The 25,656-nt window shown below is 58.2% G+C and carries 23 protein-coding genes; 10 read left to right on the top strand and 13 right to left on the bottom strand.

Annotated elements, in window-relative coordinates; all coding sequences use genetic code 11:
* Positions 1 to 27: 27 nt before the first annotated feature.
* The 7 genes from DCS96_RS08860 (at position 28) to DCS96_RS08825 (ending at position 8,749) form a co-directional block, all read left to right on the top strand.
* A complete protein-coding gene (locus DCS96_RS08860) occupies positions 28 to 1,008 on the top strand; it encodes a dipeptidase (RefSeq protein ID WP_116473923.1) in 981 nt (326 codons plus the stop codon).
* 32 nt (positions 1,009 to 1,040) lie between these two features.
* A complete protein-coding gene (locus DCS96_RS08855) occupies positions 1,041 to 1,571 on the top strand; it encodes a 4-vinyl reductase (protein WP_116474580.1) in 531 nt (176 codons plus the stop codon).
* Positions 1,572 to 1,701: 130 nt separating this feature from the next.
* Complete coding sequence (gene dgcA, locus DCS96_RS08850; protein ID WP_116473922.1) at positions 1,702 to 3,765, top strand: dimethylglycine demethylation protein DgcA; 2,064 nt, start codon at positions 1,702 to 1,704, stop codon at positions 3,763 to 3,765.
* 45 nt (positions 3,766 to 3,810) lie between these two features.
* Positions 3,811 to 5,751 carry a (Fe-S)-binding protein gene (locus DCS96_RS08845; RefSeq protein ID WP_116473921.1) on the top strand — a complete coding sequence of 647 codons (1,941 nt, stop codon included), beginning with the start codon at positions 3,811 to 3,813 and terminating at the stop codon, positions 5,749 to 5,751.
* A complete protein-coding gene (gene etfA, locus DCS96_RS08840) occupies positions 5,744 to 6,970 on the top strand; it encodes an electron transfer flavoprotein subunit alpha (protein WP_116473920.1) in 1,227 nt (408 codons plus the stop codon). The genes DCS96_RS08845 and etfA overlap by 8 nt, the downstream gene beginning before the upstream one ends.
* On the top strand, positions 6,960 to 7,736 hold the full coding sequence (gene etfB, locus DCS96_RS08835; RefSeq protein WP_116473919.1) for an electron transfer flavoprotein subunit beta: 777 nt from the start codon (positions 6,960 to 6,962) through the stop codon (positions 7,734 to 7,736). The genes etfA and etfB overlap by 11 nt, the downstream gene beginning before the upstream one ends.
* 245 nt (positions 7,737 to 7,981) lie before the next feature.
* Entirely contained in the window at positions 7,982 to 8,749 is a 768-nt protein-coding gene (locus tag DCS96_RS08825; RefSeq protein ID WP_116473917.1) for an NAD(P)-binding domain-containing protein, read from the top strand.
* A 149-nt stretch (positions 8,750 to 8,898) separates the two neighbouring features.
* Here the strand turns inward: DCS96_RS08825 and DCS96_RS08820 are convergent, their stop codons facing one another.
* Positions 8,899 to 9,168 carry a cupin domain-containing protein gene (locus DCS96_RS08820; protein WP_116473916.1) on the bottom strand — a complete coding sequence of 90 codons (270 nt, stop codon included), beginning with the start codon at positions 9,166 to 9,168 and terminating at the stop codon, positions 8,899 to 8,901.
* A gap of 138 nt (positions 9,169 to 9,306) precedes the next feature.
* On the bottom strand, positions 9,307 to 10,971 hold the full coding sequence (locus DCS96_RS08815; RefSeq protein ID WP_116473915.1) for a choline dehydrogenase: 1,665 nt from the start codon (positions 10,969 to 10,971) through the stop codon (positions 9,307 to 9,309).
* A gap of 765 nt (positions 10,972 to 11,736) precedes the next feature.
* Between DCS96_RS08815 and DCS96_RS08810 the strand changes: the two genes are divergently transcribed.
* The 3 genes from DCS96_RS08810 (at position 11,737) to DCS96_RS08800 (ending at position 15,380) form a co-directional block, all read left to right on the top strand.
* Complete coding sequence (locus DCS96_RS08810; protein WP_157953609.1) at positions 11,737 to 12,594, top strand: LysR substrate-binding domain-containing protein; 858 nt, start codon at positions 11,737 to 11,739, stop codon at positions 12,592 to 12,594.
* Positions 12,595 to 13,155: 561 nt separating this feature from the next.
* The gene (locus DCS96_RS08805; protein ID WP_198649965.1) at positions 13,156 to 14,259 is read left to right on the top strand and encodes an alcohol dehydrogenase family protein; all 1,104 of its coding nucleotides are present in this window, start codon (positions 13,156 to 13,158) and stop codon (positions 14,257 to 14,259) included.
* Complete coding sequence (locus tag DCS96_RS08800; RefSeq protein ID WP_116473912.1) at positions 14,256 to 15,380, top strand: mandelate racemase/muconate lactonizing enzyme family protein; 1,125 nt, start codon at positions 14,256 to 14,258, stop codon at positions 15,378 to 15,380. Before DCS96_RS08805 ends, DCS96_RS08800 begins: the two co-directional genes overlap by 4 nt.
* A gap of 70 nt (positions 15,381 to 15,450) precedes the next feature.
* Here DCS96_RS08800 and DCS96_RS08795 read toward each other — a convergent pair whose 3' ends face one another.
* The 11 genes from DCS96_RS08795 to DCS96_RS08750 all read right to left on the bottom strand — a co-directional run bounded on the left by DCS96_RS08795 (position 15,451) and on the right by DCS96_RS08750 (position 25,587).
* Positions 15,451 to 15,984 carry a TetR/AcrR family transcriptional regulator gene (locus tag DCS96_RS08795; RefSeq protein WP_116473911.1) on the bottom strand — a complete coding sequence of 178 codons (534 nt, stop codon included), beginning with the start codon at positions 15,982 to 15,984 and terminating at the stop codon, positions 15,451 to 15,453.
* 120 nt (positions 15,985 to 16,104) lie between these two features.
* Positions 16,105 to 17,751: a BCCT family transporter gene (locus tag DCS96_RS08790; protein ID WP_116473910.1), complete on the bottom strand. Its 1,647-nt coding sequence runs from the start codon at positions 17,749 to 17,751 to the stop codon at positions 16,105 to 16,107.
* Between the two features lie 267 nt (positions 17,752 to 18,018).
* Complete coding sequence (locus tag DCS96_RS18575) at positions 18,019 to 18,168, bottom strand: hypothetical protein (RefSeq protein ID WP_157953608.1); 150 nt, start codon at positions 18,166 to 18,168, stop codon at positions 18,019 to 18,021.
* A 246-nt stretch (positions 18,169 to 18,414) separates the two neighbouring features.
* Positions 18,415 to 18,972 (bottom strand): hypothetical protein, encoded by a 558-nt coding sequence (locus DCS96_RS08785; protein WP_157953607.1) that lies wholly within the window; start codon positions 18,970 to 18,972, stop codon positions 18,415 to 18,417.
* A complete protein-coding gene (locus DCS96_RS08780) occupies positions 18,973 to 19,899 on the bottom strand; it encodes a hypothetical protein (RefSeq protein ID WP_116473908.1) in 927 nt (308 codons plus the stop codon).
* Positions 19,900 to 20,042: 143 nt separating this feature from the next.
* Complete coding sequence (locus DCS96_RS08775) at positions 20,043 to 20,666, bottom strand: hypothetical protein (RefSeq protein ID WP_116473907.1); 624 nt, start codon at positions 20,664 to 20,666, stop codon at positions 20,043 to 20,045.
* Between the two features lie 626 nt (positions 20,667 to 21,292).
* Entirely contained in the window at positions 21,293 to 21,622 is a 330-nt protein-coding gene (locus DCS96_RS08770; protein ID WP_116473906.1) for an AzlD domain-containing protein, read from the bottom strand.
* On the bottom strand, positions 21,615 to 22,358 hold the full coding sequence (locus tag DCS96_RS08765; protein WP_157953606.1) for an AzlC family ABC transporter permease: 744 nt from the start codon (positions 22,356 to 22,358) through the stop codon (positions 21,615 to 21,617). Before DCS96_RS08765 ends, DCS96_RS08770 begins: the two co-directional genes overlap by 8 nt.
* Positions 22,359 to 22,637: 279 nt before the next feature.
* Positions 22,638 to 23,396, bottom strand: a complete 759-nt coding sequence (locus tag DCS96_RS08760) for an SDR family NAD(P)-dependent oxidoreductase (protein ID WP_116473904.1) — start codon at positions 23,394 to 23,396, stop codon at positions 22,638 to 22,640.
* Between the two features lie 25 nt (positions 23,397 to 23,421).
* Positions 23,422 to 24,189, bottom strand: coding sequence for an SDR family NAD(P)-dependent oxidoreductase (locus tag DCS96_RS08755; protein ID WP_116473903.1), 768 nt, complete (start codon positions 24,187 to 24,189; stop codon positions 23,422 to 23,424).
* Between the two features lie 63 nt (positions 24,190 to 24,252).
* Entirely contained in the window at positions 24,253 to 25,587 is a 1,335-nt protein-coding gene (locus tag DCS96_RS08750) for an MmgE/PrpD family protein (protein ID WP_116473902.1), read from the bottom strand.
* Positions 25,588 to 25,656: the final 69 nt, after the last annotated feature.

Raw genomic sequence — 25,656 nt, 5'->3', positions numbered from 1 at the left:
CCACATTAATTCAAGGAAGGTCTGGCTATGCAAAGTGCAGCTGAACTACACAATCAGGCGGTCGTGATCGACGGCCTTATCATCGCCAACTGGGGGCGTGAGCTGTTTGAAGATATGCGCCGTGGGGGGCTCACCGCCGCCAACTGCACCGTATCGGTATGGGAAGGCTTTCAGGGCACGGTAAACAACATTGCCGCCTTCAACCGCCATTTCCAGGAACACGCCGACCTGATCCGCCCGGTGCGCACCACCGCCGATATCCAGAAGGCCAAAGAAGAAGGCCGCACCGGCGTGATCCTGGGTTTCCAGAATGCCCATGCCTTTGAAGATCAGCTGGGTTATGTGGAGATCTTCAAGCAGCTGGGTGTGGGCATAGTGCAGATGGCCTACAACACCCAGAACCTGGTCGGTACCGGTTGTTACGAGCGGGACGGTGGCCTGTCCGGCTTCGGTCGCGAAGTCGTGGCCGAGATGAACCGGGTCGGCATCATGTGCGATCTGTCCCATGTGGGCGCCCAGACCTCCCAGGAGGTGATCCTCGAGTCCAAGAAGCCGGTGTGCTACTCCCACTGCCTGCCGGCTGGTCTGAAGGATCATCCGCGCAACAAGTCCGACGAAGAGCTGCGCTTTATCGCCGACCACGGCGGTTTTGTCGGTGTGACCATGTTTGCGCCCTTCCTGAAAAACGGCATCAATTCCACCATCGACGACTACGTCGAGGCTATCGCCTATGTAATGGATCTGGTCGGTGAAGATGCCATCGGTATCGGTACCGATTTTACCCAGGGCCATGATCAGAACTTCTTCGAGTGGCTGACTCACGACAAGGGTTATGCCCGTCGCCTGACCCGTTTCGGCGAGATCATCAACCCCGAGGGTATCCGTACCATCGGTGAATTCCCCAACCTGACCGAGGCCCTGCTGCGCCATGGTTTCTCATCACGTCAGGTTGAAAAGGTGATGGGCGGCAACTGGATGCGCGTGCTGAAAGATGTCTGGGGCGAATAAGCGATAACTAAAGGAAACAAGGGAGAACAATGATGTCAGTACATGCACCCGAAATGCCGATCGAAGTAGACAGTGAAACCGGCGTCTGGACCACAGACGCGCTGCCCATGCTCTATGTGCCGCGCCATTTCTTCGTCAACAACCATATGGCGATCGAAGAAGAACTGGGTCCGGAGCGTTATGCCGAGATCCTCTACAAGGCCGGCTATAAGTCCGCCTGGCACTGGTGCGAGAAAGAAGCCGAATGTCATGGCATCAGCGGTGACGCGGTTTTCGAACACTATATGAAGCGCCTGTCTCAGCGTGGCTGGGGTCTGTTTACCATCGAAAGCCTGGATATCGCCGCCGGTACCGCCAAGGTACGCCTGGATCATTCCGCCTTCGTCTATCAGTACGGCAAGGTAGATCGCATGGTGGATTACATGTTTACCGGCTGGTTCGCCGGTGCGGTAGACCAGATTGCCGAAAGCCAGGGACTGTCGGTGCGCACGGTCGCCCGTCAGACTCAGAGCGGCGCCCAGAACGGCTGTGATTACGGCCTGTTCGAGGTCAGCCCGATTTAAGCCGCGGGGCGAAGGCGGGGCCGCACGCTACTCCGCCTTCGTTTGGGCAAAGACTCAAGGTGGCAGCACCTTAATCAGTTATCGGCGGGCCGGTTGCCGGCCCCCAGGCAAGTTAGCAGAGGGATCCAGGATGGGACAGTTCGACGCCTTGTTTCAACCCATGAATATCAATAAGCTCACCATCCGTAACCGGGTGGTGAGCACGGCGCATGCCGAGGTATACGCCACCGACGGCGGCATGACCACCGAACGTTACGTTAAATATTACGAAGAAAAGGCCAAGGGCGGCCTCGGCCTGGCCATCTGCGGCGGCTCCAGCGTGGTGTCCATCGACAGCCCCCAGGAGTGGTGGAGCTCGGTCAACCTGAGCACCGACCGCATCATTCCTCATTTCCAGAATCTGGCCGATGCCATGCACAAGCATGGTGCCAAGATCATGATCCAGATCACCCACATGGGCCGTCGTTCCCGCTGGGATGGCTACAACTGGAGCACCCTGGTCAGCCCGAGCGGCATCCGCGAGCCGGTGCACCGCGCCACCTGTAAGGTGATCGAGCCGGAAGAAATCCAGCGCATCATCGGCGATTATGCCCAGGCAGCACGCCGCGCCAAAGAAGGCGGGCTGGACGGTGTTGAACTTTCCGCCGTGCACCAGCACCTGATCGATCAGTTCTGGAGCCCGCGGGTCAACAAGCGTACCGACGAATGGGGCGGCAGCTTCGAAAATCGCATGCGCTTCGGCCTGGAAGTGCTCAAGGCCGTTCGTGCCGAGGTCGGTCGCGACTTCGCCGTGGGCATGCGCATCTGTGGTGACGAGTTCCACCCGGACGGCCTCAGCCACGACGACATGAAGCAGATCGCCAAATATTACGACGACACCGGCCTGCTCGATTTCTTCGGCGTGATCGGTTCCGGTTGTGACACCCACAACACCCTGGCCAACGTTATCCCCAACATGAGCTATCCGCCCGAGCCTTTCCTGCATCTGGCGGCGGGTATCAAGGAAGTGGTCACGGTACCGGTGATCCATGCCCAGAACATCAAGGATCCCACTCAGGCCCAGCGTATTATCGAAGGCGGTTATGTCGACTTTGTGGGCATGACCCGGGCGCACATGGCCGACCCGCACCTGATCACCAAAATCAAGCTGAACCAGGTCGATCAAATCAAGCAGTGCGTGGGCGCCAACTACTGTATCGACCGTCAGTACCAGGGTCTGGATGTACTCTGTATCCAGAACGCGGCGACGTCTCGCGAGCACATGGGCATGCCCCATATTATCGAACCCACCACCGGCACTAAACGCAAGGTGGTGGTGGTTGGCGGTGGTCCCGCCGGCATGGAAGCAGCCCGGGTCAGCGCCGAGCGCGGCCATGACGTGGTGCTGTTCGAAAAAGCCCCCGAGCTGGGTGGCCAGATCACCCTGGCGGCGAAGGCACCCCAGCGTGACCAGATCGCCGGTATCACCCGCTGGTACGCCCTGGAACTGGCGCGCTTGAAGGTGGATCTGCGCCTGAATACGGCGGCCGATGTGCCGGCCATGATGGCCGAGAACCCGGACGTGGTGATCCTGGCGGTCGGCGGCACGCCGTTCATCGAGCAGAACCCTGAGTGGGGTGCGGATGAGGGCCTGGTGGTCAGCAGCTGGGATATCCTGTCGGGCAAGGTTGAGCCGGCCAAGAATGTGCTGGTTTATGACACCATCTGTGAATTCAGCGGCATGTCGGCGGCCGATTACTTGGCCTCCAAGGGCAGCCTGGTGGAGATGGTGACCGACGACATCAAGCCCGGCGCGGCCATCGGCGGTACCACCTTCCCCACCTATTACCGTTCCCTGTACGAGCGTGAGGTGATCATGTCTTCCGATATGGCGCTGCACAAGGTCTACCGGGAAGGGGACAAGCTGGTAGCGGTACTCGAAAACGAGTACACCGGCCAGCAGGAAGAGCGGGTGGTGGACCAAATCGTGGTGGAGAACGGTGTCCGTCCCGATGAGCAGCTCTACTACGAGCTGAAGGCCGATTCCGTCAACAAGGGCCAGATTGATCTCGAAGCCCTGTATGCGGCCAAGCCTCAGCCGAGCCTGTCTCACGACGGCCAGGGATATCTGTTGTTCCGTATCGGTGACTGCGTATCCCAGCGCAACACCCATGCCGCCATCTATGACGCCCTGCGCCTGTGCAAGGACTTCTGATCTGAGGGCGCCGGAGCCTGCTCCGGCGCCATGAGGTAAGCCCCTATGTTTGAGCCTGTGATCCCCTATCTGTTATTGCTCGCCTTCGCTCTGGCCGTGGTCGGGGCGGTACGGCGAGTTCGCCTCTGGCGTCAGGGACAATCCAACCCCGTGTCTTTCTGGCAGGGGCTGGCCGCCATGCCGAGGCGTTATCTGGTTGATCTGCACCATGTGGTGGCCCGTGACAAGTATATGTCCAACACCCACGTGGCAACCGGTGGCGGCTTCGTGCTGGCGCTGGTGCTGGTGGTACTGGTGCATGGTTTTGGCCTGAAGACCGGCTGGCTGGTGTGGCCCCTGTTGGCGGCCTCTTTGCTGATGGCGGTGGGCGCGTTTTTTGTATGGAAGCGTCGTGGCAAACCGGCCAGTGAGCTGCCCAACTCACGCCTGTCCAAAGGCCCCTGGCAGCGTCTGCCCAAGAGCCTGATGGCGTTTTCTATCGGCTTTTTCCTGGCAACCCTGCCGGCCACGGGCATACTGCCCGAAGGAACCGGCAGCGGCCTGCTGGCCCTGCTGTTGCTCGGCGTCTGTATCTGGGGTCTGGGCGAGATGGTGTTCGGCATGACCTGGGGCGGCCCCATGAAGCACGCCTTCGCCGGCGCCCTGCACCTGGCCTTCCATCGTCGTCCCGCCCGTTTCGGCGGTGGCCGTGATACCGGCCTGAAGGCGCTGGATCTGGATGCGGACAAGCTGGGTGTGGAGAAGGTAACCGACTTCAAGTGGAACCAGCTGCTCGGCTTCGACGCCTGCGTACAGTGCGGTCGTTGTGAGAGCAAGTGTCCGGCCTTCGCCGCCGGCCAGCCGCTCAACCCGAAGAAGCTGATCCAGGACATGGTGATTTCCATGGCCGCCACCGAAGAATCCGGCTACCACGGTAGTGCCCACCCGGGTCAGGAAAGTGCCTGCCGCAGCGGCGCGCCCGATCGCCCCATAGTGGAAAGCATCCTCGACAGCCAGACCCTGTGGTCCTGTACCACCTGCCGGGCCTGTGTGGAAGAATGCCCCATGATGATCGAGCACGTGGATGCGGTGGTGGACATGCGTCGCTATCTGACCCTGGAGCGGGGCGAAACCCCGGGCAAGGGCCAGGAAGTGCTGGAAAACCTGATTGCTACCGACAACCCCGGCGGCCTGCCGCCCACCAGTCGCAGCCACTGGGCGGCGGATCTGTCGATCCCCCTGCTCAAGGAAACCAAACAGACCGATATCCTGTTCTGGGTGGGCGACGGTGCCTTTGACATGCGCAACCAGCGCACCCTGCGTGCTTTGGTCAAGCTGCTCAAGGCGGCCAATGTGGACTTTGCCTTCCTCGGTGACGAGGAGCTGGATTCCGGTGATCTGGCCCGCCGCCTGGGCGATGAAGCCACCTTCCAGCGTCTGGCCAAGACCAATATCCAGACCCTGGGCAAGTATCAGTTCAATCGTATCGTGACCGCCGATCCCCATGCGCTGCAGTGCCTGGGCACCGAGTATGAAGAATTGGGCGGAGACTATCGGGTGGTGCACCATACCGAGCTGCTGGCGGAGCTGCATCAGCAGGGCCTGCTGTTCTTCAACGCCGATGGCAATGGTCGTCTGGCCTATCACGATCCCTGCTACCTGGGTCGCTATAATGGGGTCTATGACGCTCCCCGCTACCTGCTCGATCAGCTCGGTTTCGAGCGGACCGAGATGGAACGCAGCGGTTTCCGTTCCCGTTGCTGCGGTGGCGGCGGCGGTGCGCCCGTGACCGATATTCCGGGCGAGCGCCGTATCGCAGACATGCGGATGGAAGATGCCCGGGCGGTCGACACCGAGCTGATGGCGGTGGCCTGTCCGCAATGTACCCTGATGCTGGAAGGTGTGGTTGAACCACGCCCCGAGGTGAAGGACGTTGCCGAACTGCTGCTGGATGCCCTGGTGATACCGGTTCAGCAACAACAGCCAGAGGAGGCCGCTCATGTCTGATCTGATCCGTCGGGATCCACGCCTGGAGTGGATCATGCGTAACCGGCTCCATCCCCGTCACGGCGAGCTGAGTAATCAGCCGACCCGTGGGCCGACCGGACTGCTGCGCAAGAACCCCAGACCTCAGTGGCAGTATGGGCCCAGCGGCCTGCGCCGTCTGGACCGTCTGAACATGAGCAGTGCCGCCGGGGTGACCCAGCTGTCTTCGAAAAAACGCAGCGAGCAGGTGGTGTTGCCGCTGCACCAGGTGGTGGAGCCCCAGGCCTATATCGCCGTCTGGCTGCAGACCAGCGGTGGCCGCCTGACCAGCCATTGCAAGGATGTGCTGGGCCAGGCCCAGCAGCTGGCGGTGGCCCGGGAGCAATCGACTGCAGTACTGGGCGTACTCTGTGGCGAACTGAAAGAGAGCCTGGAAGGTGCGGGTGTCGATCGGTTGCTGCAGGTCCAGGGCGAACAGTACGAAGGCTATCAGCCCGAGGCCTGGAGCCAGCTGTGTGCCCAGGTGGAAGACAGCCTGAATCCGTTGTACTGGTTGTTCCCCGACAGCGGGGAGGCGGCCGAACTGGGCCGTCGCCTGAGTGTCGCCCTGGGTGTGCGTCCGGCGACCTCGGTATGGAAGCTGGAAGCGGACAAGCTGTTGGCCAGAAACGGCGCCGGCAACCAGGATATCAGCCGTCCCTGGTCGCGGGTCATGCTGCTGCTGGAGGAATGTGCCTTGCCTTGTGCCGAGTACCGTTACGAGGCCAGCCCGGTACAGCTGGAGCTGTCGGCGCCGTGTCGCTCTCGTCTCCAGGATCTGGGGCAGATTGCAGTCGACCCGGCCGAGATCCCCCTGGCCGAGGCCGAGTTTATCCTGTCTGCCGGTAACGGGGTCCATGACTGGCCCCAGTTCCATCAGGCCGCGGCCCTGCTCGGCGCCTCGGAAGGGGCCAGCCGGGTGGCGGTGGACGATGGCCATATGCCGCGTAACCGTCAGGTGGGGGCGACCGGTACCTGGGTCAGCGCCCGTGTCTATATCGCCGTGGGCATCTCCGGTGCCGTCCAGCATCTGCAGGGTATCGGCAAGTGTGAAAAAGTGGTCGCCATCAACCAGGATGCCGATTGTGACATGGTGAAACGGGCCAGCCTGACCACCATCGGCGACAGCAGTGAAATACTGGCTGCGCTGATGGCCCTGGTCGAGGCCAAGTCCGCACAGGAGGTGAGTGATGCAGCCTGACTTGAATATTGCCGTGCTGGTCTCCCAGGGCCAGCACCCGGTATCCGGGCGTGCCCGACGCGCCCATCAGGATGCCTGTGCCCTGGAACTGGGCTTGTCCCTGAACGGCAAGGTCAGTGCCATTCATGCCGGTGATCCCGAACAGGATGCCCTGCGGGATTATCTGGGCATGGGCATCGACGGACTGACGGTGCTCAAGCAGAGCGCCGAGGACGATGCGCTGGAGCTGCTTTACCCTTACCTGAACGAGCAGCAGCCCGACATCCTGCTGACCGGGGTCAGGGCCGAATGCGGCGAAGGTTCCGGCCTGTTGCCTTACCTGCTGGCCGAGCGCATGGGCTGGCCGCTGGTGACCGGCATCGCCGCGATCGAGTCTATCGAGAACGACGAAGCCAGCTTGTTGCAGGCCCTGCCCAGAGGGCAGCGCCGGCGCATCAAGGTCAAGCTGCCCTTTGTGGCCAGTGTGGAGAGTGCCGCCGCCGAACCCCGGCAGGTGGCCTTCGCCAAGGCCCGGCGCGGGCGTATCGCACGGTTGAACCCGGCTCCGGCCCAGAGCGATCTGGCACGGGCCGAGTGGAGCCTGTCGCCGGCCAAACCCAGGCCCAAGCGGCTGAAAGTGGGCACCGCCAAGACCGCCGCCGACCGCTTCAAGCAGGCCACCGCCAAGGCCCAGGGCGGCAAGGGCCAGATCATACGTGACGATCCTCAGGCCGCTGCCAAGGCCATCTTTGACCTGCTGGTCGAAGAAGGCGTATTGCGGAAGTAATGGTTGGTTTGGATTAAACAACAACGCCGGCATCAGCCGGCGTTGTTGTTTGCATGGTAACAATCTCCTCAAACATCGGGGCAGCATCGCTTTCCAGGCATGACCAAGGTGATGCAGCAAGCTCTGCTCTCGCAGCGCCGGGAAGGGGGAGACCTTGTATTGCGTGACAGAGTTTGACAGCTTGCAGGGGGTGATCGAGTTCCTGCAAGATGAATACTGAAGACCGGTAAAAGGAGAAAACCGACATGACTACCCCCTCACTGGGTATTCTGGGCGTTGGCCACCTGGCGACCTATACGGTGACCGGCCTGCGCAACGGCGGTGACCAGCGGCGCATTACCCTGAGCCCGCGCAATGCTGATGTCTCAAGGCGGCTGGCCGAACGCTGCCAGTGCTCTATTGCCGGCAGCAATCAGGAGGTAGTGGAGGGCAGCGACATCATTCTGCTGGCGGTGCGACCGGAGAGGTTGAATGAGCTGCTGGAAAGCCTGAGGTTCAAGCCAGGGCAACTCGTTATCTCTGTGCTTGCCGGTGTGTCGCTAACGCAGTTGCGGCAACACCCGGCGCTGCAGGCGGCCACCCTGGTGCGCGTTCTGCCGCCGGCCAGCGTGGAAGTGGGCGCCGGGCCGGTGCCGCTGTTCCCGGCCAATGCAGCCGCCGAGGCCCTGTTTGGCACCATGGGCAAGGTGATCGTGCTGGAGTCGGAAGCCCTGTTTGACGTGGCCCTGGCCCACGGTTGCCTGCACGGCTGGAGCTATTTTCTGGTACAGCAGCTCATTGACTGGAGCATTGGCCAGGGCATGAGCAAAGAGGCCGCAAGGCAGATGGTGGTGCACTCCATCGGCAGCGCCATGGCGCTTGCTGAATCCCGCCCCGAGCTCGACTACGGCGATATTGGCAATGCCATTGCCACCCCCGGCACCTTTACCCTGCAAGGTCTGCAGCAAATCAAGGAGGACAATGGCCTGCAGGCCTGGTGCGACGCCATGGATATGGTGAGTAGGCCGAAGTAAACCCGGTGCCCTTATTGTTTTAAACTCCCCGAGCCAATCGGCCGGGGGGATATTAATAGCAAAAGCCAGCCATAGGGTTGAGCAGTACTCTTATCGCCATATTGCTGTCGTGAATGTTTGGCTCTGTGGCTGCGCAGCCGCAGATGACATTAGAGATACTGATATCGGTTCACGACAGGTGACGAGATGGCCCAGCTTCCCTCAACGCCCTTGTGGATGGTGACATGGCAGCCGGGGCCGATCGCCACCGGCTCATTGGTTGGGCTGTGGATGATGGCCTCCCCGCGCTGGACGATAAACTGCACATCCTGATCGTAGCTATATGAGAATCGGTCGGTGTCACCGCTTTCCCAGAGCTCCCAGTCCTGGCAGCGCTGTTTTTCCTCATCGGATGCCTGACGTAATGTAATCAAGGACATGTTTTCTCCTTATTGCTGTTGGCTGATGGGTAGATATTCTGTCCGGCCCCTGACTGGCATAACGTATCTAAGCCAGTCAGGAGCCATTGGCCGATAGACCGGAGTCGGTGGCTGTCGCCGAGGTGTGTGACATCAAACTCATGCATATTTCCTGTCCTCTTCGGCCGGCGTAGGACGGCAGTGGTAGGGCAGCGGTTCGGCCGGGAGCGCGGGTTTGCCCAGCACCAGGTCGCTGGCCTTTTCGGCCAGCATAATGGTGGCGGCATTGATATTGGCACTCGGCACCGAGGGAAACACCGAGGCGTCGATGACTCTCAGTTTGTCGATGCCATGCACCCTCAGCGCGTTGTCGACCACCGTCATGGGATCATCGTCTGGGCCCATCCTGCAGGTACCGCAGGGGTGGTAGGCACTGGCCGCGTCGTCGCGAATAAAGTCATCGAGTGCCTTGCCGCTGCGAATGTGGCTGCCCGGCGTGTCTTCGCGATACTGGAACCGTTTCAGTGCCGGCTGTTGGGCGACCTCGAGCCCCAGACGCATGGCCTCGCGCATCACCCGCCAGTCTTCTTCGGTGGCCATATAGTTGGGATCGATGCGCAGCGGATCGCCCACGTTGCGGCTGCGCAGGCGCACATGGCCGCGGCTGGTGGGGCGCATGGGCCCCACGCCGATGCGATAGCCGTAGGTGGTCGGCACCGGTATCCAGTCCTTGTTGAAGAACACCGGAAAGAAATGGAACTGAATATCCGGATGCAGGGTGTCCGGCGCACTGTTGAGAAAGGCGCCCACATGGCACTGGTTGACCGCCGCCACGCCCTTCTTGAAGCCAAACCACTGCATGCCGGCCCACAGCATGCGATGGGGCTGCAATTCCCGGTTGAGCGACACCGGCTCTCGGGTTTCAATCTGAATGTGGCATTCCAGGTGGTCCTGCAGGTTCTCGCCGACCCCGGGCAGGTTGACCCTGCAGTCGATATCGTGCTCCCGCAGGTGCTCGGCTGGGCCTATGCCCGACAGCATCAGCAACTGGGCCGAACCGAACACGCCACAGCTCAGTATCGCCTCGAGCCGGGCGCACACATCCACCATTTTGCCCTGGTAGCGCACGCGAAAGCCGGTGGCCCGCTTGCCTGCCAGGTTGACCTGCTGTACCTGGCAGCCCAGCCAGATAGTCAGGTTCGGATTGCAGGGCTGGCTGTGCAGATAACCGTAGGCGGCGCTGTTGCGAATGCCGTTGCGTACGCTCATCTCGAAGCGGGAGACGCCTTCCTGCTGAAAGCCGTTGACGTCATCGGTGAGCGGAAAGCCCGCTTGCTGGCCGGCCTCCAGAAAGGCGGCATTCAACGGGCTCAGCTGTTCCTGGCGCTGCGCCCGGATGGGACCGTCCTGGCCGCGATGGCGGCTGTTGACGACGCTGGATTCGATTTTCTTGAAGTAAGGCGCACAGTCCGCCCAGCTCCAGCCCTCGGCCCCCTCTGCCTGCCAGCGGTCGTAGTCGAGGGGATGCCCACGCAGCCAGGTCATGCCGTTGATCGATGACGATCCGCCCAATACCCGGCCGCGAGGCTGCTGTATGCGGCGGTTGTTGAGGTGCTTCTGCTGCTCGGTGTAAAACCACCAGTTGTATTTAGACGTGGGCTTGAACGCCGAGCGCAAGCCGGCGGGCATGCGAATAATCCACGACTTGTCGGAAGGGCCGGTCTCTAGCAACAGCACCTGATGACCGGCATCGGACAGCCGACGTGCCAGTACACACCCGGCAGAGCCGGCGCCGGCGATGACATAATCAAACTCGGTATTCATCTATTATTTTCTCCAACGAAATCCTGGCGACCGTCAATGCTGATATATAACCGAGCGCTGAAGTGATTAAGTTTTTGGGTGTACGTCTTCGATTTAAATGATTTATTAATTCAGTTTTACCATTAAACAACGTTGTGCAGGTGCTAAATAACTGATCCTAATAGTGCTACATCGAGTGGGCCGGTAAGCAGACACGCCGTAAACCCATCCCTGGCGCAGAGGGTCTGCTTAGCGGAACCTAGTCACTGTTGGGAGTGATCAACATTCGGAGCAGTTATTTAGAATAAACGCTGCAATCCCAATCTCACATGACTTCGGTATTATCATTGGTTTTTTTAAATAAGGAGCTATGTTAATGGCTCTCTATATATTTATCCTTAACCTGTGACGTTGATTGTACAAAGGGTTAAATAGCCCCCCCCTTGGGTTTTAATTTTCTCAGTTATTCTTATCTCTCGGCATTTAAAGCGCGGTAGACCCCCGGTGATGACATGGGTTTCACTCTATCCCAACGGTCGGAGAAAGTGTAATTAACATTAAATAAGCCAGGGTTAAATAACTTTTATAATTGTCATAAAAAGGAGGCTCGCCATAGCGGCGGATGGAGAGGTGTCGTGGTATATGGTGGCCTCCATAGCGACCCGGCGGCTCGCGTTGACATTCAGGCGCGCGATGTGTGAAGAGCGTCGCTAATACAATTGCACCGCCCTGGATGATCCGGTTACTGTGCTCCCAGTCAAGACCCAACGACCAGAGGTAAAGCCTGTGCGGCACCTGGACCTGAACCTGCTTTATACCTTTAAAACCATAGCGGATTGCAAGAGCCTATCGCTGGCGGCCCAGCGCCTGCACAAGACTCAGGCCGCCATCAGCATTCAATTGAAAAAGCTGGAGGATACGGTCGGCAAGCGGCTAATCGAGCGCGGCTACCACAGTGCGGAACTAACCCCGGACGGAGAGCTGTTGCTGCAGTACGCACGCAAGCTGTTGGCGCTGAGCAATGAGGCCTTGCACACGCTGACCACCGAAGAGGTGTGCGGCACCGTCCGTTTCGGCATTCCGGATGATTACGCCAGCGCCTTCCTGCTGCCAGTGTTGCAGCAGTTCACCCGGAACTATCCGGATGTGCGCCTCAAGATCCGCAACGACATCAGCCAGAACCTGTTTTCCGGGCTGGACAATGGCGAACTGGATCTGGCCCTGGTGACCCAGCGCGACACCGATGTCGGCGGCGAGGCCCTGCGGCGCGAGCCCCTGCGGTGGGTGGCGGCGGAGGGTGTTGATATCACACGGGATGCGCCGGTTCCCCTCGCGCTCTATCCCCACGGATGCGGATACCGACGTCATATTTTAAATGCGCTCAGCTCTGCTCAGCGGGACTATTACATTGCCTTCGAATGCACCGGGGTGATGGGAGTGAAACTGGCCGTAGACAGTGGCCTGGCCATAGCCGCAACCAGTGAGCCCCTTATTCAGCCCAACTGGAAAATCCTCGACGCCGAGGAGTTTGGCTTGCCGAAGCTGGGGGCGGTGATCATCGAGCTCAGGGTGGGCAGGGACGAGCCCTCTCAGGCGGCGCGTTATTTTGCGAACGCGCTTCGAAACCAGCTGTCGCTGGTCTGAACCAGAAGAGCACATAGGAGCCATCCGACCCTGCTCGGAAAAACGCGCCAGGTTTTTCGGCATGCCACCGCAATAAGACGGAATGGCGGTGGCCAATTGTCGGGCCGATGACCTGTCGTCAACCGGTTCGGCGATATCCAGCACACCCAGGCCAGCTGGTCTTTACCTGCCATGTTAATAACAGGCCACAGCCCTCGATCACCATAAAGGGCAGGCCCGCCAGACGTCCCCCGGTTTCATCCTGAACAGGGTCAACACCAGCAGCAGAAAGTACAAGCCCCATTCCCTGATGCAATCGGCTCATCGGTTGGGTGAGCCGTCACCCCGAGCATCCGTTCAATCACGGGGGTGATGTTTTTTAGTTGTTGCAATGCGTCGATTGTTACCCTAATGTCGGTATAACGTTCACTGTACTTTTGTTTTGTGGGCAAGCGAGCGCGCAGCTCATCATCGAGGGAGCCGCCGCCCTGACTGCCGGTGGGAGGCACATCGTGCCGTGCCCGCCTGCTTGCTGATTGTCTTTAGGCGCAACCACGCAACAACCGTTAGGAGAAATGAATAATGATATCCCCAGTCCCTCAAACCATGCATGCGGTGCTGCTCAACGGCCATGGCGGCATCGACCAGCTGGAATACCGTACCGATGTGGCCGTGCCTCGGCCCGGCCCCGACGAAGTGCTGATCCAGGTCGCCGCCGCCGGCATCAACAACACCGACATCAATACCCGGCTCGGCTGGTATTCAAAGTCGGTTGCTCAGGCCACCAATGTGGGGGGCGCCACCGGATTTGACAGCGTGAACGATGACGATGCCTCCTGGTCCGGCAAGGCCCTGACCTTTCCGCTGATCCAGGGCGCGGATTGTTGCGGGAAGATAGTGGCCGTGGGCAGCGAGGTGGACCCTGCCCGCATCGGTGAGCGGGTGCTGGTGCGCAACATGCTGCGCAGTTATGTGGATTACCGCCCCTATGAATGCTGGACCTTCGGCAGCGAATGCAACGGCAGCTTTGCCCAGTTTACCGTGGCGCCCGCCCGGGAGACCCACAGTGTGGTCTGCGACTGGTCGGACGAAGAGTTGGCGTCCATCCCCTGTGCCTATTCCACCGCCGAGAACATGCTGCACCGCATCGGCCTGGGCGCCGAGACGGTGCTGATCACCGGGGCCTCGGGCGGGGTGGGCTCGGCGGCGGTGCAACTGGCCAAGCGCCGGGGGGCCACCGTGATTGCCCTGTGCTCCTCGGCCAAGGCGGCTGAAGTGCTGGCCTGTGGTGCCGACCGGGTGATTGATCGCAATGCCGACCTCATTGCTGAGCTTGGCAAGGGCGCGCTGGATGCCATTATCGATCTGGTAGGGGGCGAGCAATGGCCGACGTTCCTCGAACTCCTGCGCCGGGGCGGCCGCTACGCCATTGCCGGCGCCATTGCCGGGCCCATTGCCGAGATAGATCTGCGCACCCTCTACCTGAAGGATCTGACCCTGGCGGGCTGCACCTTTCAGGAGGATGAGGTGTTCGCCAACCTGATTTCCTATATCGAAGCCGGTGAAATTCGCCCTCAGGTTGCCAAAACATTTCCGTTACACGAGATAGCCCAGGCCCAGGAAGCTTTCATCAGCAAGCAGCACATGGGCAAACTGGTGCTCACCATTCCGCAGGTGGAACAATGAAAATAACGCGCATTGAGCTGTATCAGGTGGACCTGCCTTACGCCGGTGGCGTGTATCACCTCTCGGGCGGACGGGAATACCGCAGTTTTGACGCCACCATGGTGCGCATTTTGACCGACACCGGGCTGGAAGGCTGGGGGGAGAGCACGCCCTTCGGCTCGACCTATATCGCCTCCCATGCCCTTGGCGCTCGGGCCGGCATTGCCGAGATAGCCCCACACCTGCTGGGCAGGGACCCCCGCCAGGTGGATAGGATTTATGACGCCATGGATAATGCGCTGGTGGGCCATAACCATGCCAAGTCTGCGATTGATCTGGCCTGCTGGGACCTTTTTGGCAAGTCGGTGGGGCTGCCGGTATGCGAGCTGCTCGGCGGCTCGACCGGCAAACGGCTGCCGGTGATTTCCTCCATTCACGCGGAAACGCCGGAGGCGATGCGGGCCAATGTGGCGCGCCATCGTGAGCTGGGTTACCTGGGGCATTCCATCAAGATTGGCGCCCTCGACAGCGAAGGCGGCCCTGTGCTCGATGCCGAACGTATCAAGGCCAGCCTGGCGGATCAGAAACCGGGCGAGTTCTTTATTGTTGATGCCAACGGCGGCCTGACCCCGGAACTCGCCTTGCGAGTGTTACGATTATTACCCAAGGGGCTGGATTTTGTGCTGGAAGCGCCCTGCAAGACCTGGCGTGAGACAAAATCGCTGCGCCAGCGTTGCGATGTGCCGATCTTCCTGGATGAGCTGATCCAGCAGGACGAAGATCTGGTGCTGGCGGTGAGCGAGGATCTGGCCGACGGCTTTGGCCTGAAAATCTCCAAGGCCGGCGGCCTGACCCGGGGCCGCCGGCACCGGGACATTGGCGTGGCGGCCGGGCTGACCATGAGCGTGCAGGAAACCGTGGGCTCCACCATTGCCTTTGCGGCCATCGCCCATCTGGGGGCGACGGTACCGGAGCGCCACCTGCGCTGCATTCTGGACACCAGAGGCATGGTCGCTATCACCACGGCGGACTTTGATGCGCCCATCATCGATGGCGGCGTGCTGGTGCCGAATAGCCCCGGGCTGGGCATTAGCGTACATCATGATGTGCTGGGGCAGCCCCTGCAGGTGTGGGGAGACTGAGCCGGTTCAGGGAAAAAACGTCGGGCCGGCAGTGCCGGCCCGACTGGCGTATTTTAAAGGTGGATGGTCACTAAGCCAGCAGCCGGCTGGCGAGCAGCCGGGCCTGGCGGGCGGCGGCGGCCCCGCCGATAACGGGGGCACGGGAGACAGCCCCTTCCAGGATCAGCATCAGGCTTTCCGCCTTGTCTCGCAGCTGCTCCGGGGTATTGTCATCGAGTTGCCGATAGAGGTATTCCAGTTCGTGCTGTTTGTGAGCCAGCGCCAGTTCGGTAATGGTGGCGTCCTTGTGGCTGTATTCGCCGAGGGCACGCAGAAACAGGCAGCCTTTTTCTCCTTCCTGTGCAAACCACTGCTCCAGCTCATCAAAGATGGCCAGGCAATCGGCCCTGGCGTCGTCGGCGGAGCGGGCGAGCCGGGAGAGAAAGCGGGTTTCACGCTGTTGCAGTACCGCTATCACCAACTGCTCCTTGGAGGAAAAGTGACGATACAGGGTGCGTGGGGTGACTCCGGCTTCCCTGACAATCTGATCGATGCCGGTGCCGTGAAACCCTTGCCGGTAAAACAGCCGTTCGGCCGTGGTAAGAATATCGTCCCGCTTGCTCATAGGTGTCTCTGTATAACAATCGTTATACCTATCTTAGGCATGGCATGCCCGCTTTGCAATGGGGGGAGGGGATGGCTGTTAGCCACAGGGGCGTGTCGGATAGACCCGCCCCGGGGTAACTCAACCTTTGGGCAACGAACCTTCCAGCCGGGCGGGCTCGGGCCGTACATGATCCGGCAGCATGGACCAGGGGGCGGGCTCGCGGCGCAGGCAGTGGAACAGGGTCAGACTCATCACCGCAATAAAGATGGCGATGGGGAAGCCGGCGATAATGGAGGCGGCCTGCATCGCCTTCAGCCCGCCGGCATAGAGCAGCATGGCGGCAATGGCGGCGATGAGCAGGCCCCACAGCACCCGGATCAGGCTGGGGGGCTCGCTGGCGCCGGCCGAGTCCAGGGTGCAGAGCACCAGGGTGCCGGAGTCGGCCGAGGTAATAAAGTAGGTGCCCAGCAGCACACAGGCCATCACGCTCAGCAACTTGCCCAGGGCGCCGGTATCGAGGTTGTCGAACAGGGTAAACAGCGCCAGGGTGGTGTCGGTTTTGGTGGCGGTCAGCACGGGGCCGCCGGCAAACGCCTCCTGGGGCGGCTGACCCGACTCGGCCAGTTGCACCGCCTGTTGCTCATAGGCGAGGCGGGCATCCTGCTCTACCTTCAGCGCCGCGCCACCGAATACCGATATCCACAGGAAGGTGATAAGGGTAGGCACGATCAGGGCGCCGCCGATCAGCTCGCGGATGGTGCGCCCCCTGGAAATGCGGGCCACAAACATGCCCACAAAGGGCGCCCACAGCATCCACCAGGGCCAGTAGTAGGCGGTCCAGGAGTTTTGCCAGCCGGAATCATGCTGGGCATCGCTCCACAGACTCATGCCGACGATGTTCTGGGCATAGTTGCCGGTGCTTTCCAGCAGGGTGTTGAGCAGGTAGCGGGTGGGGCCGACGTACAGCACCACCAACACCAGCGCCAGCGACAGCAGCATGTTCCACTCAGACAGCCGGCGTATGCCACGGCCCACGCCCGACAGCACCGAGGCCACGGCACAGGTGCACAGCACCACTATGATCAGCAGTTGCACGCCAAAGCCGATGCTCACGCCGAACACCTGGTTCAGGCCGGAGTTGATCTGAATCACCCCCATCCCCAGGGACTGGGAGATGCCGAAGGCGGTGATGGCCACGGAGAGGATATCCACCGCATGGCCGATGGGGCCGTAGATACGGTCTCCGATCAGCGGATACAGGATGGATCTGAGGGTGAAGGGCAGCCCCTTGCGGTAGGAAAAATAGGCCAGCACCAGGGCGACGATGATAAACACCGACCAGGGGTGCAGGCCCCAGTGAAAGAAGGCCAACTGCATGGCCATGCCGGCCGACTCGTTGCTCAGGCCCTCGGTGAAGGGGTTGCCGGCATAGAGCCACATGGGCTCGGCCACCGACCAGAAAATCAGGCCTATGCCCATGCCGCCGGAAAACAGCATGGACACCCACGACAGATAGCTGAATTCGGGTTTTTCATCGTCCCGACCCAGACGGATATGGCCGTAGCGGCTGATCATCAGGTACAGCAGAAAGCCGACCATCATGCTCACCAGCCCCAGATAAAACCACTTCACGTTCTGCAGCAGAATGCCGGAAACGGCTTCGAAGTATTGCCCGGCCTGGTTGGCCAGGATGGCACAAAACAGCACAAAGCCGATCACCAGCACCTTGGATGCGATGGTCACGGTCGGGTTTAATCCTTTCATAATCCCGGATGTAGCACGCATAATTCCTCCCTCTGCGTCGCTCTGGATATACGGTTAATGCAATAATCGTTGCCGATGGTGTGTCAGGACCAAACGTGGGCTCGCCATCCCCCTATTTGGGGCTGTTTAGCGGCGTTTTATCTCGATCTCGACATGCAGCGATATGGGTATCGGTTGTTTGGGTGTTAACCGGGGGATTAGAGTAGGGCGTGGCTGGAGGGGGCTCAATCGATTAATACTTATCGGTTTCGGTGAGTTTTGGTAATGAATGGCGTTGTCGCAAGACAGTTATTCTTGATGCATGGTAGAGGATACGAACGATGCCGGTATGCCATTACCGGCAGTGCTCAGGAGGTGGTGGATAACAGCGATATCATCCTGCTGGCGGTGCGGCCGGAGCTGTTGGTAGGACGCCGGGGCATTACGGTATTTTGTCATGCCGAATTTTCCTTCTCGATACACCTTGTGACAACGAGACAACATAAAGGGATGGATATTGCTTCGGCAACCTCCTTCACACCCCGGTGTTCTTCATGGCTCCAGAGGACAGTTTTTATCTTGAAGTCATTGCTGTACTGCCGGGTTCGCTTCCCTGTTTTGTAAGCTGGCATGGCTCAGCGCTCTACGTTATCGAGGTGTGTCCGTTAAAGCGGGTGAGATCCACAGTCCGACAACATGCGCTTGTTATATTTTAATTGTAAGCAGGGTGTGCATTCGTTTTACAACCATTAATATGGTCAAAAGTAAATTCATTACCACTATTAAAATAAACGGTGATGCCAAAAAGAGTTTTATGTCAAAATTAAAGCTGAACTTACTTATTGAAAAGGTAAGGCTTTTATCTGGCAAAAATGTATACACTAAGCAAAAGAAAACGAGAGAAACTGCTACAACTATTGCATAGCAGATATTGAAATAAAGCTGCTCAAGTAAATTCTTCTTGAGTTCTATATTATGACGTTGAGCTTGATCGATTTTAACTCCTCGAAGCTTTTCTCCTTGGTCGTAAACTAAAACCAAAACACTCAAGAGAAGTGCAGTAAAAATTGCACCAAAATTAACCAATAAGGAGTTCGCATCTGCCGTAACTTTAATGCCAAGCACTGAAAATAAAACTGCTATTAATATTGGTGCTCCATAAAATGTAACATAATCAAGAAAACTTACTTTTCCGCTTGATGAGTCTCTTAGAGTCATTATGTGACCTGTTACAATTGACCATATATTTATTTTTGAACTCATTTAAGCCACCCTCACCTTGAGTCCTGGATACATAGTGTGCGCATATTCAGCAATAATTTCCCTAACCCAGTTATTGATTCTTATGAAATCTGGAACACCGTCATCACCAACTATTTCTTCATCTACTTCAATCTCGCAAAGCGCGCTAGTTCTATTTCGCCCTACATTAAAAGTGCGTCTTTTCCCGTCTATTTCAACAACCGTTTTAACCTGAGAGCCGAACTCACCCATAATCTCCACAGCTTGTCTGTGGGGACTATTAGGATTCAAATAATCTCGCAATTTACCCATACCACCCTTTCTTGGCGGTTTAATAACCAGCTCTTGCTCGCCGTGCCCCAGAAGCCTAACTTGGTCAGCGATATCGTTTAGCCCAACGAACTTAGTTAATTTAACTTCCTTTGCGGTTGCATCAAGCCAAGCATTTACAGCATTGTCGTAAGCTAGAGGGTTCATTTGTATAACTAAATCAGTTAAATCTTTGAAGTATTTAGAAAACAAAGTATAGAACAGAGTTTTTACACCATCTCCACGATAGGAATGTATAAACGCCATAGCTTCGTTAAAACCGCGTGGGATGAAGTAATGGACATAATGTTTGATTATCTCTGCATTGTTTTTTGCTTTTTCAAAATCCACCTTGCCCGTGGCAACATTAATAATGTCTGTTTTCATTCCGTATGCGCCGACATTAAACCAACCGTAAATTTCTCGACGATCCTCATTGATTTTAAGGCCATCAAATTGATACACCTGTTTCGTGTCTTCAACAATTTTATAAGCGCCAGTATTAGCTTGGAGAAAGTCTCGCAAGATATAGAAAAGATCCTTATCTCCAAGGCTGTCCAATGTGCTATATCGCTCTTCAATTCGGCCTTCAAGCCCTCTATTGAAGCATCGAAACAAGTAAGGGGCGACTGCGTGCATTATTATCCCTTTTTACAAAAAATTCAGAGCTTCGTTGGTTTCGGTTGAAATATAACGCCAGCCATAACCGGTGGCAAAAATCTGCATAGCGAGGAACGAGCGGCACAGCTTTTTGACGTCCGAGTTTATGGCATTGTTGTGGTTCAATGATAGGTTGGCTTGACCCATTCGCAAAGCCACCAGTCATTGGGGTTACGTCTTGAGCGCTTTATGCTTTTAATTTCCTCCAAGGCATTCAAGGAATCCTTCAAGTCTTTGTCTGTAACAGGTGATCTTGAATATTTCTTTAAGTGTTCATTGAGTTTGTTGAGTAAACCCTCTTCTGCTATTTCATTATTTGATCTATCTCTATGAACCCACATTGTCCAGATAAGGGCTGCATCATTTTCAGAGAACTCAACCTTCGCAGAGCGCCACAACGAATTCCAAAGCAAGATTAGCGCGAACGGTGCAAGCCATGGAATTTGATATGAACTTACAACAGCAAAAGCACCGTTTGTAACTGCATCAACTAACGATCTCATGTTCAGAACAATATTACCTGCCTTAGTGCTTTTTCCACCTCTTCGCCCAGAAGGCGACATAGTGATTAATTCAATAACGAATTCTTCTATCTTTGGGGGAGAAACTCGGATAGCTTCATCCATAATAATTTGGGCGACAACTTGAGCGTCACTGCTATTTGTCCCCTTGAGTTCGATATCCTTGATCAAATTAGACATCAACTCACTTTTATTTTCGGCTGCCCGATCATGATCCCAAGACATCAAAAAACTCCTTATAGCCATAAAATTTTAATACTGCGCATGCGCATATACACTCATACACAGATCTCGTTAAAAGCAGGCTAACTCCATGTATATCAGTGAGTTAAGCGCTTTATTAGCTACTCTTGCCGCACAAAAACGCGCATGCGCATATATGTTCCGCTGTATGCGCAGTATCTTCCTGTATTGTTTTTCAAGTAATTGATTTATAGCATCATTACGTTTTTTTTGATGAAAAACACGCATTGCTTTTGATGATTCTGCGCACGGCTGAAGATACAGGCCTAATATACTGTATATTCAAAGCCGTCTGGATGGCTGAGTGGGCAAATATCATAATGCCATTCACCCAGGCTACCGCCCGTCGCTGTGCTGAGGCTTAAGCGCATGCCCGTCTTACTTGTTTGAGTCCATTCTTGTCGCGGAGGGATGAAAAGGCAACGGCAAAAGGAGCATTTTGCGAGGCGAGGGTTTGATTTTGGGGGGGGAGGCGGTGGAATGTTGGGCGATGTTGGCGGAGGGGGAGCGCAGGCGGCAGTTTTACCGTGGGCCTTGGCGGGGGGATACGGGATGAGGAGGCGCGGAGCGGGCCTTAATGGTGAATGCCGACTTTCCGCGCGCCATGTTTAAAAAACATAAAACTTCAATATCCAGAAGGTGACCATGCCCATACACAGGGGCCAGAATACGCCCCTGAAATACCAGGCCAGTATGGCCGTGACCGACGCCGCTGTGATTTGTGCCATGCTCACGGAATCAAGCACGGTTTTATCCTGAAAGATAATGGCGGGGATGGACAGCGCGGCCAGCACGGCGGGGGCCAGCAGCTGCAAGACTCTCTGGTGCTTGCCAATATTGAAGTTTTCCCGGCCATGGAGATGAATAAACGACAACCGGATGGCGAAGGTGCCGATGCCGACCGTGATAAATATCAGCCATAGTGTGAGGTTATCCATTGTGTTCCCTCTGGGCCTTCAGGCCGTTTTTGGTGATGAAAGTGCTGGCCAGCAAACCTATGGTGGTGCCGCCGATAATGGCGGTAATAAACCCCAGGTTATAGGGCAGCTGGGTCAGGCTGGTCGCCACCATGGCCGAAAAAATCGCCGTGATCAGTGACGCCTTGTCGCGAATGCTCGATACCAGCATGGCCAGGAAGGCGAGGGGAATGGCAAACTCGAGTGACCATTCGGCGGGTATCTGTCCGCCAACCTGCATACCCAGAATAACGGAGCCAACCCAGCTTACCCACAACGCCAATGCCGCACCGGTAAAATAATAAAGTCTCTCCTTGCCACTGTCGTGCGGCGTAAAGCGTGATACGTACAACCCATAGGCCTGATCGCTGATCAGGTACGCCAGCGGCCATTTATGGCGAGCCTTCAATGAGTGCAGCAGCGGGGCGAAGGTGGCGCTGTAGATAAAGAAGCGAATATTCACCATCAGCGCGGTAAAGATGATAACCGCCGGTAATGCCTGTTCCTGAATTAACTGATAGGCCGCCAGCTGGGCCGAGCCGGCGAAAAACAGTAGCGTCATGCCGATGGTCATCTCGGGGGCGAATCCCAGGCTGGTGCCATTGGCCCCGGCAATCAGGCCAAAGGGCAGCACCCCCGGTACCATGGGCAGCAACTCCTTGATGCCTTCTAGAAAATAATGTCTGTTACCCGTCCTGGCCGGGTGGATGGACGCCATGGTGCATGCTCCTGTTTTTGTATTGTGGCTAATGGGGGTACTGGCCATTGATCACCTCAATCACCGAGGCTAGGGGGCCGAAAGGGTGGGGTCAATTGATATAATCTTATTGGTTTCGGTGAGTTTTGGTTATGCGTGCTAGTGCAGCGGAAACGGTGATTTGAGGGCCGGATGATAAACCGGGCACCCTGCTCATGCTTCTATGAACAGGGCGCCCGAGTGTTTATGTTATTACCCGACCACAAAATCGCAGTTGCCAGGGCTCAGTGTTGCAATACCTCAAAAAGGCAAGGGCAGTTTGGCGGTGCGGCCGCCGTCAACCACCATGATCTGGCCGGTGATAAAGGCCGAGGCTTCAGAAGCAAGAAACACCACGGCGCCGCCGATGTCTTCCGGCTCACCGGTGCGCCCCACCGGGTGCATGGCGTTCAGTGCCTGCCTCGCCTCGGCCGGGTTTGGCTGGGCATTGATATAGTCATGGCTCAAATCGGAATTTATCCAGCCCGGCGCGATGGCGTTGCAACGAATGCCGTCCTTGCCCAGATCAACGGCCAGGGCCCGGGTAAAGCCATGCACCCCGGCCTTGGAGCCACAGTAGGCGGCGTGGTAGGGGTTGGCGCCAATGCCTTCAATGGAGCCGATATTGATGATGCTGCCACCGCCCCGACGACGCATCTGGGACAACAGCGCCCTGGCGAGAAACACCGGCGCACGCATATTGACGGCCATCATGCGATCCCAGTCATCCTCGTGCAGGTCGTCGAGGTGGCGCTCAAACATGAAACCGGCGTTGTTAACCAGAATATCGGCGCCGCCGAAGTGCGCTTCCACCGCCTGGGCGATGACATAGGGGGCGTCACGTTCGGCGAGATCGGCTTCCAGCCAGGCGACATTCGGATTGCCAGCGAGCTCGTCGTCGAGGGGCTGGCGCTGGGCAATCAGTACCCGGGCACCGGCGGCCAGCAGTTTGTTGGTAATGCCGCGGCCGATGCCACGACCGCCGCCGGTGACGACGGCAACCTTGTTGTCTAATGTCATTAGTCGTTCTCCCTGAACCGAATCTTCAACCTGAAACCGGTTTGGCACCGGTGACTTCCACACATTCGCCGGCGATATAGCGCGCCTGATCCGAGGCCAGGAAGGCGATAACATCGGCGATGTCCTCGGGCTCGGCGATGCGCCCCAGGGGCACGGTTTTGTTCAGCGCCTCGACGGCCTTGTCCGGATCCAGGCCTCGGCGCTCAAAGCCGCTGCGGATCATGGGGGTGTTGATCTCATGGGGACAGACGGCATTGACCCGAATACCCAGCGGGGCGCAGTCACGGCCGAGGTTACGGGTCAGCGCCGCCACGGCCCCCTTGCTGGTGCAGTAGGCGACATGGGCCGGACCCGGGTAGGTTCCCCATACCGAGGAGGTATTGACGATGGCCCCGCCGCCACCGTGTTTCATATGGGGAATCGCGGCCCGGCACAGGAAAAAGACGGCATTGAGATTCACGTCCATGGCCGTGAACCACATGTCGTCACTGGTTTCTTCTATGGTGCCACGGGGAATGATGCCGGCATTGTTGAGCAGGATATCGACACCACCGAAGCGCTCGACGGTACGGGTAATCACGGCTTCACAGTGCGCTTTTTCGCGCAGGTTACCGGCCAGGAAGTCGACGTCGGCGCCAAGTTCGCGGGCTTCGTCGGCGGCGGCCTGACAACCGGCCTCGTTGATATCGGTAATCATCAGGCGCGCGCCTTCGCGGGCGAACAGCCTGACCAGGGTATGCCCGACGCCGCCGGCGCCGCCGGTGATCACAACAACTTTATTTTCAAATTTCATGATATCGCTTCCTTGTGTTGCATGAATTAAAGAGACAAAGTCAGACAAGTACGGTCCAGCGCATTAATGGCTCAGAACTTGCTGTAAAAAAGCGTGGCAATCCGCGGCCTGAGGCAGCTCATCCACCACCGCCATAACGGCGTCAAGGCGTGCCTGGTTGAAGTTAACCGAGGCCAGCTGGGTGAATTTGGCCCTGAACTCCGATTGGGTCATGGCGGTTTGCGGATCGCCCTTGGCAGCCGTGGTGGGGCTGTCGAACCGGCTGCCGTCCTTCAGCCGTATGCTGACCCGCGACAGTATTTCCCGAGGAAAACGCGCCGACAAATCGTCCGCTTCCACGATGTCGATGCGGCGGCTGATGGCCAGTATGTCGTCGGCGTGAATGGCATTACCGGTGACTTCGTTCGGCCCCACCTGGCCCCGGGTGAGCAGGGCTGCGAGCGGAAAGGCCAGGCCATACTGGGCCTCATCGGCATTGGCGGGCATATGGCCCTGCAGCCGCACGGACTCGTGAAAGGTCTGCACCTCCACCCGCTCGATGGCCTCGGGCACAATGTCGGGATGCTCGGCCAGCAGAGCGGTGGCGGCGGTAAGGGCGGGCTGGGCCCAGCGGCACACCGGCCAGGGCTTGAAGTACTGGGCATCGATCTCCCAGCGCTTTCCCAGATCCTGCCAGCAATGCCGTACCCGCTCCATTTCAACGGTTTCCGCCGGGGCGCCGGTGATCCCGGCCTGGGCCATCAACAGGGCATTGAGCCCGGCATGGGCGCCGGCGCCGTGGGCGTCGCGCAGCATGGAGGGAAAATCCACCAGCCGCATCATGGGGCAGCGGGGGCCGAAATACTCGGCGATGCCCAGCGCATGCAGGAACTGCTCTTCGCTCAGTCCCAGCAGGCGGGCGCCGCCACAGACCACGCCGATGCCGGAAAAGGCCCCCGAGGCATGATATTCGCTGGCGGTGTCCATCAGCGCCACGCCGGCGCGCAGGCCGGTTTCATAGGCGATGGTCAACGCCGTCAGGAATTCGGCGCCGGTGATGGAACGCCCCTGGTCGCGGCAGGCATCGACCAGGGCCAGCAGGGCGGGCACTACGGTGGCGCCGGCATGGCCCTTGGAAGTGAAATGGCCTTCGTGGGCATCCAGGCTGTCGATGGTGAAGCCGCCAAACCAGGCCGCCCCCAGTGGGTGCACCGGCCGGCCGTCAAACAGCAGCCGGCTGCTCAGCCGGGCGGGCGGGTAGTGGGCGAGGGCATAATTCTTTACGCACTCTGTGGTGTGGTTTTTCTGTGCCCCGGCGGCTACTCCCAGAATGTCCAGCAGCGCCGTGCCGACCAGATAGCGGGTATGCTCGGGCACATCCGCAAACGTCAGTTCCTTGACAAACTGATATAAAGACATGGTGTCCATCCTCTGTGAATCGACCATAAAAAAGGTGCCCGATTGGGCACCTGCTCCCATCAGCGGGAA

Source organism: Zobellella maritima (assembly GCF_003075035.1).
GTDB lineage: Bacteria > Pseudomonadota > Gammaproteobacteria > Enterobacterales > Aeromonadaceae > Oceanimonas > Oceanimonas maritima.
The sequence above is the reverse complement of the archived record's forward strand: the minus strand, read 5'-3'. Positions and strand labels throughout refer to the sequence as shown.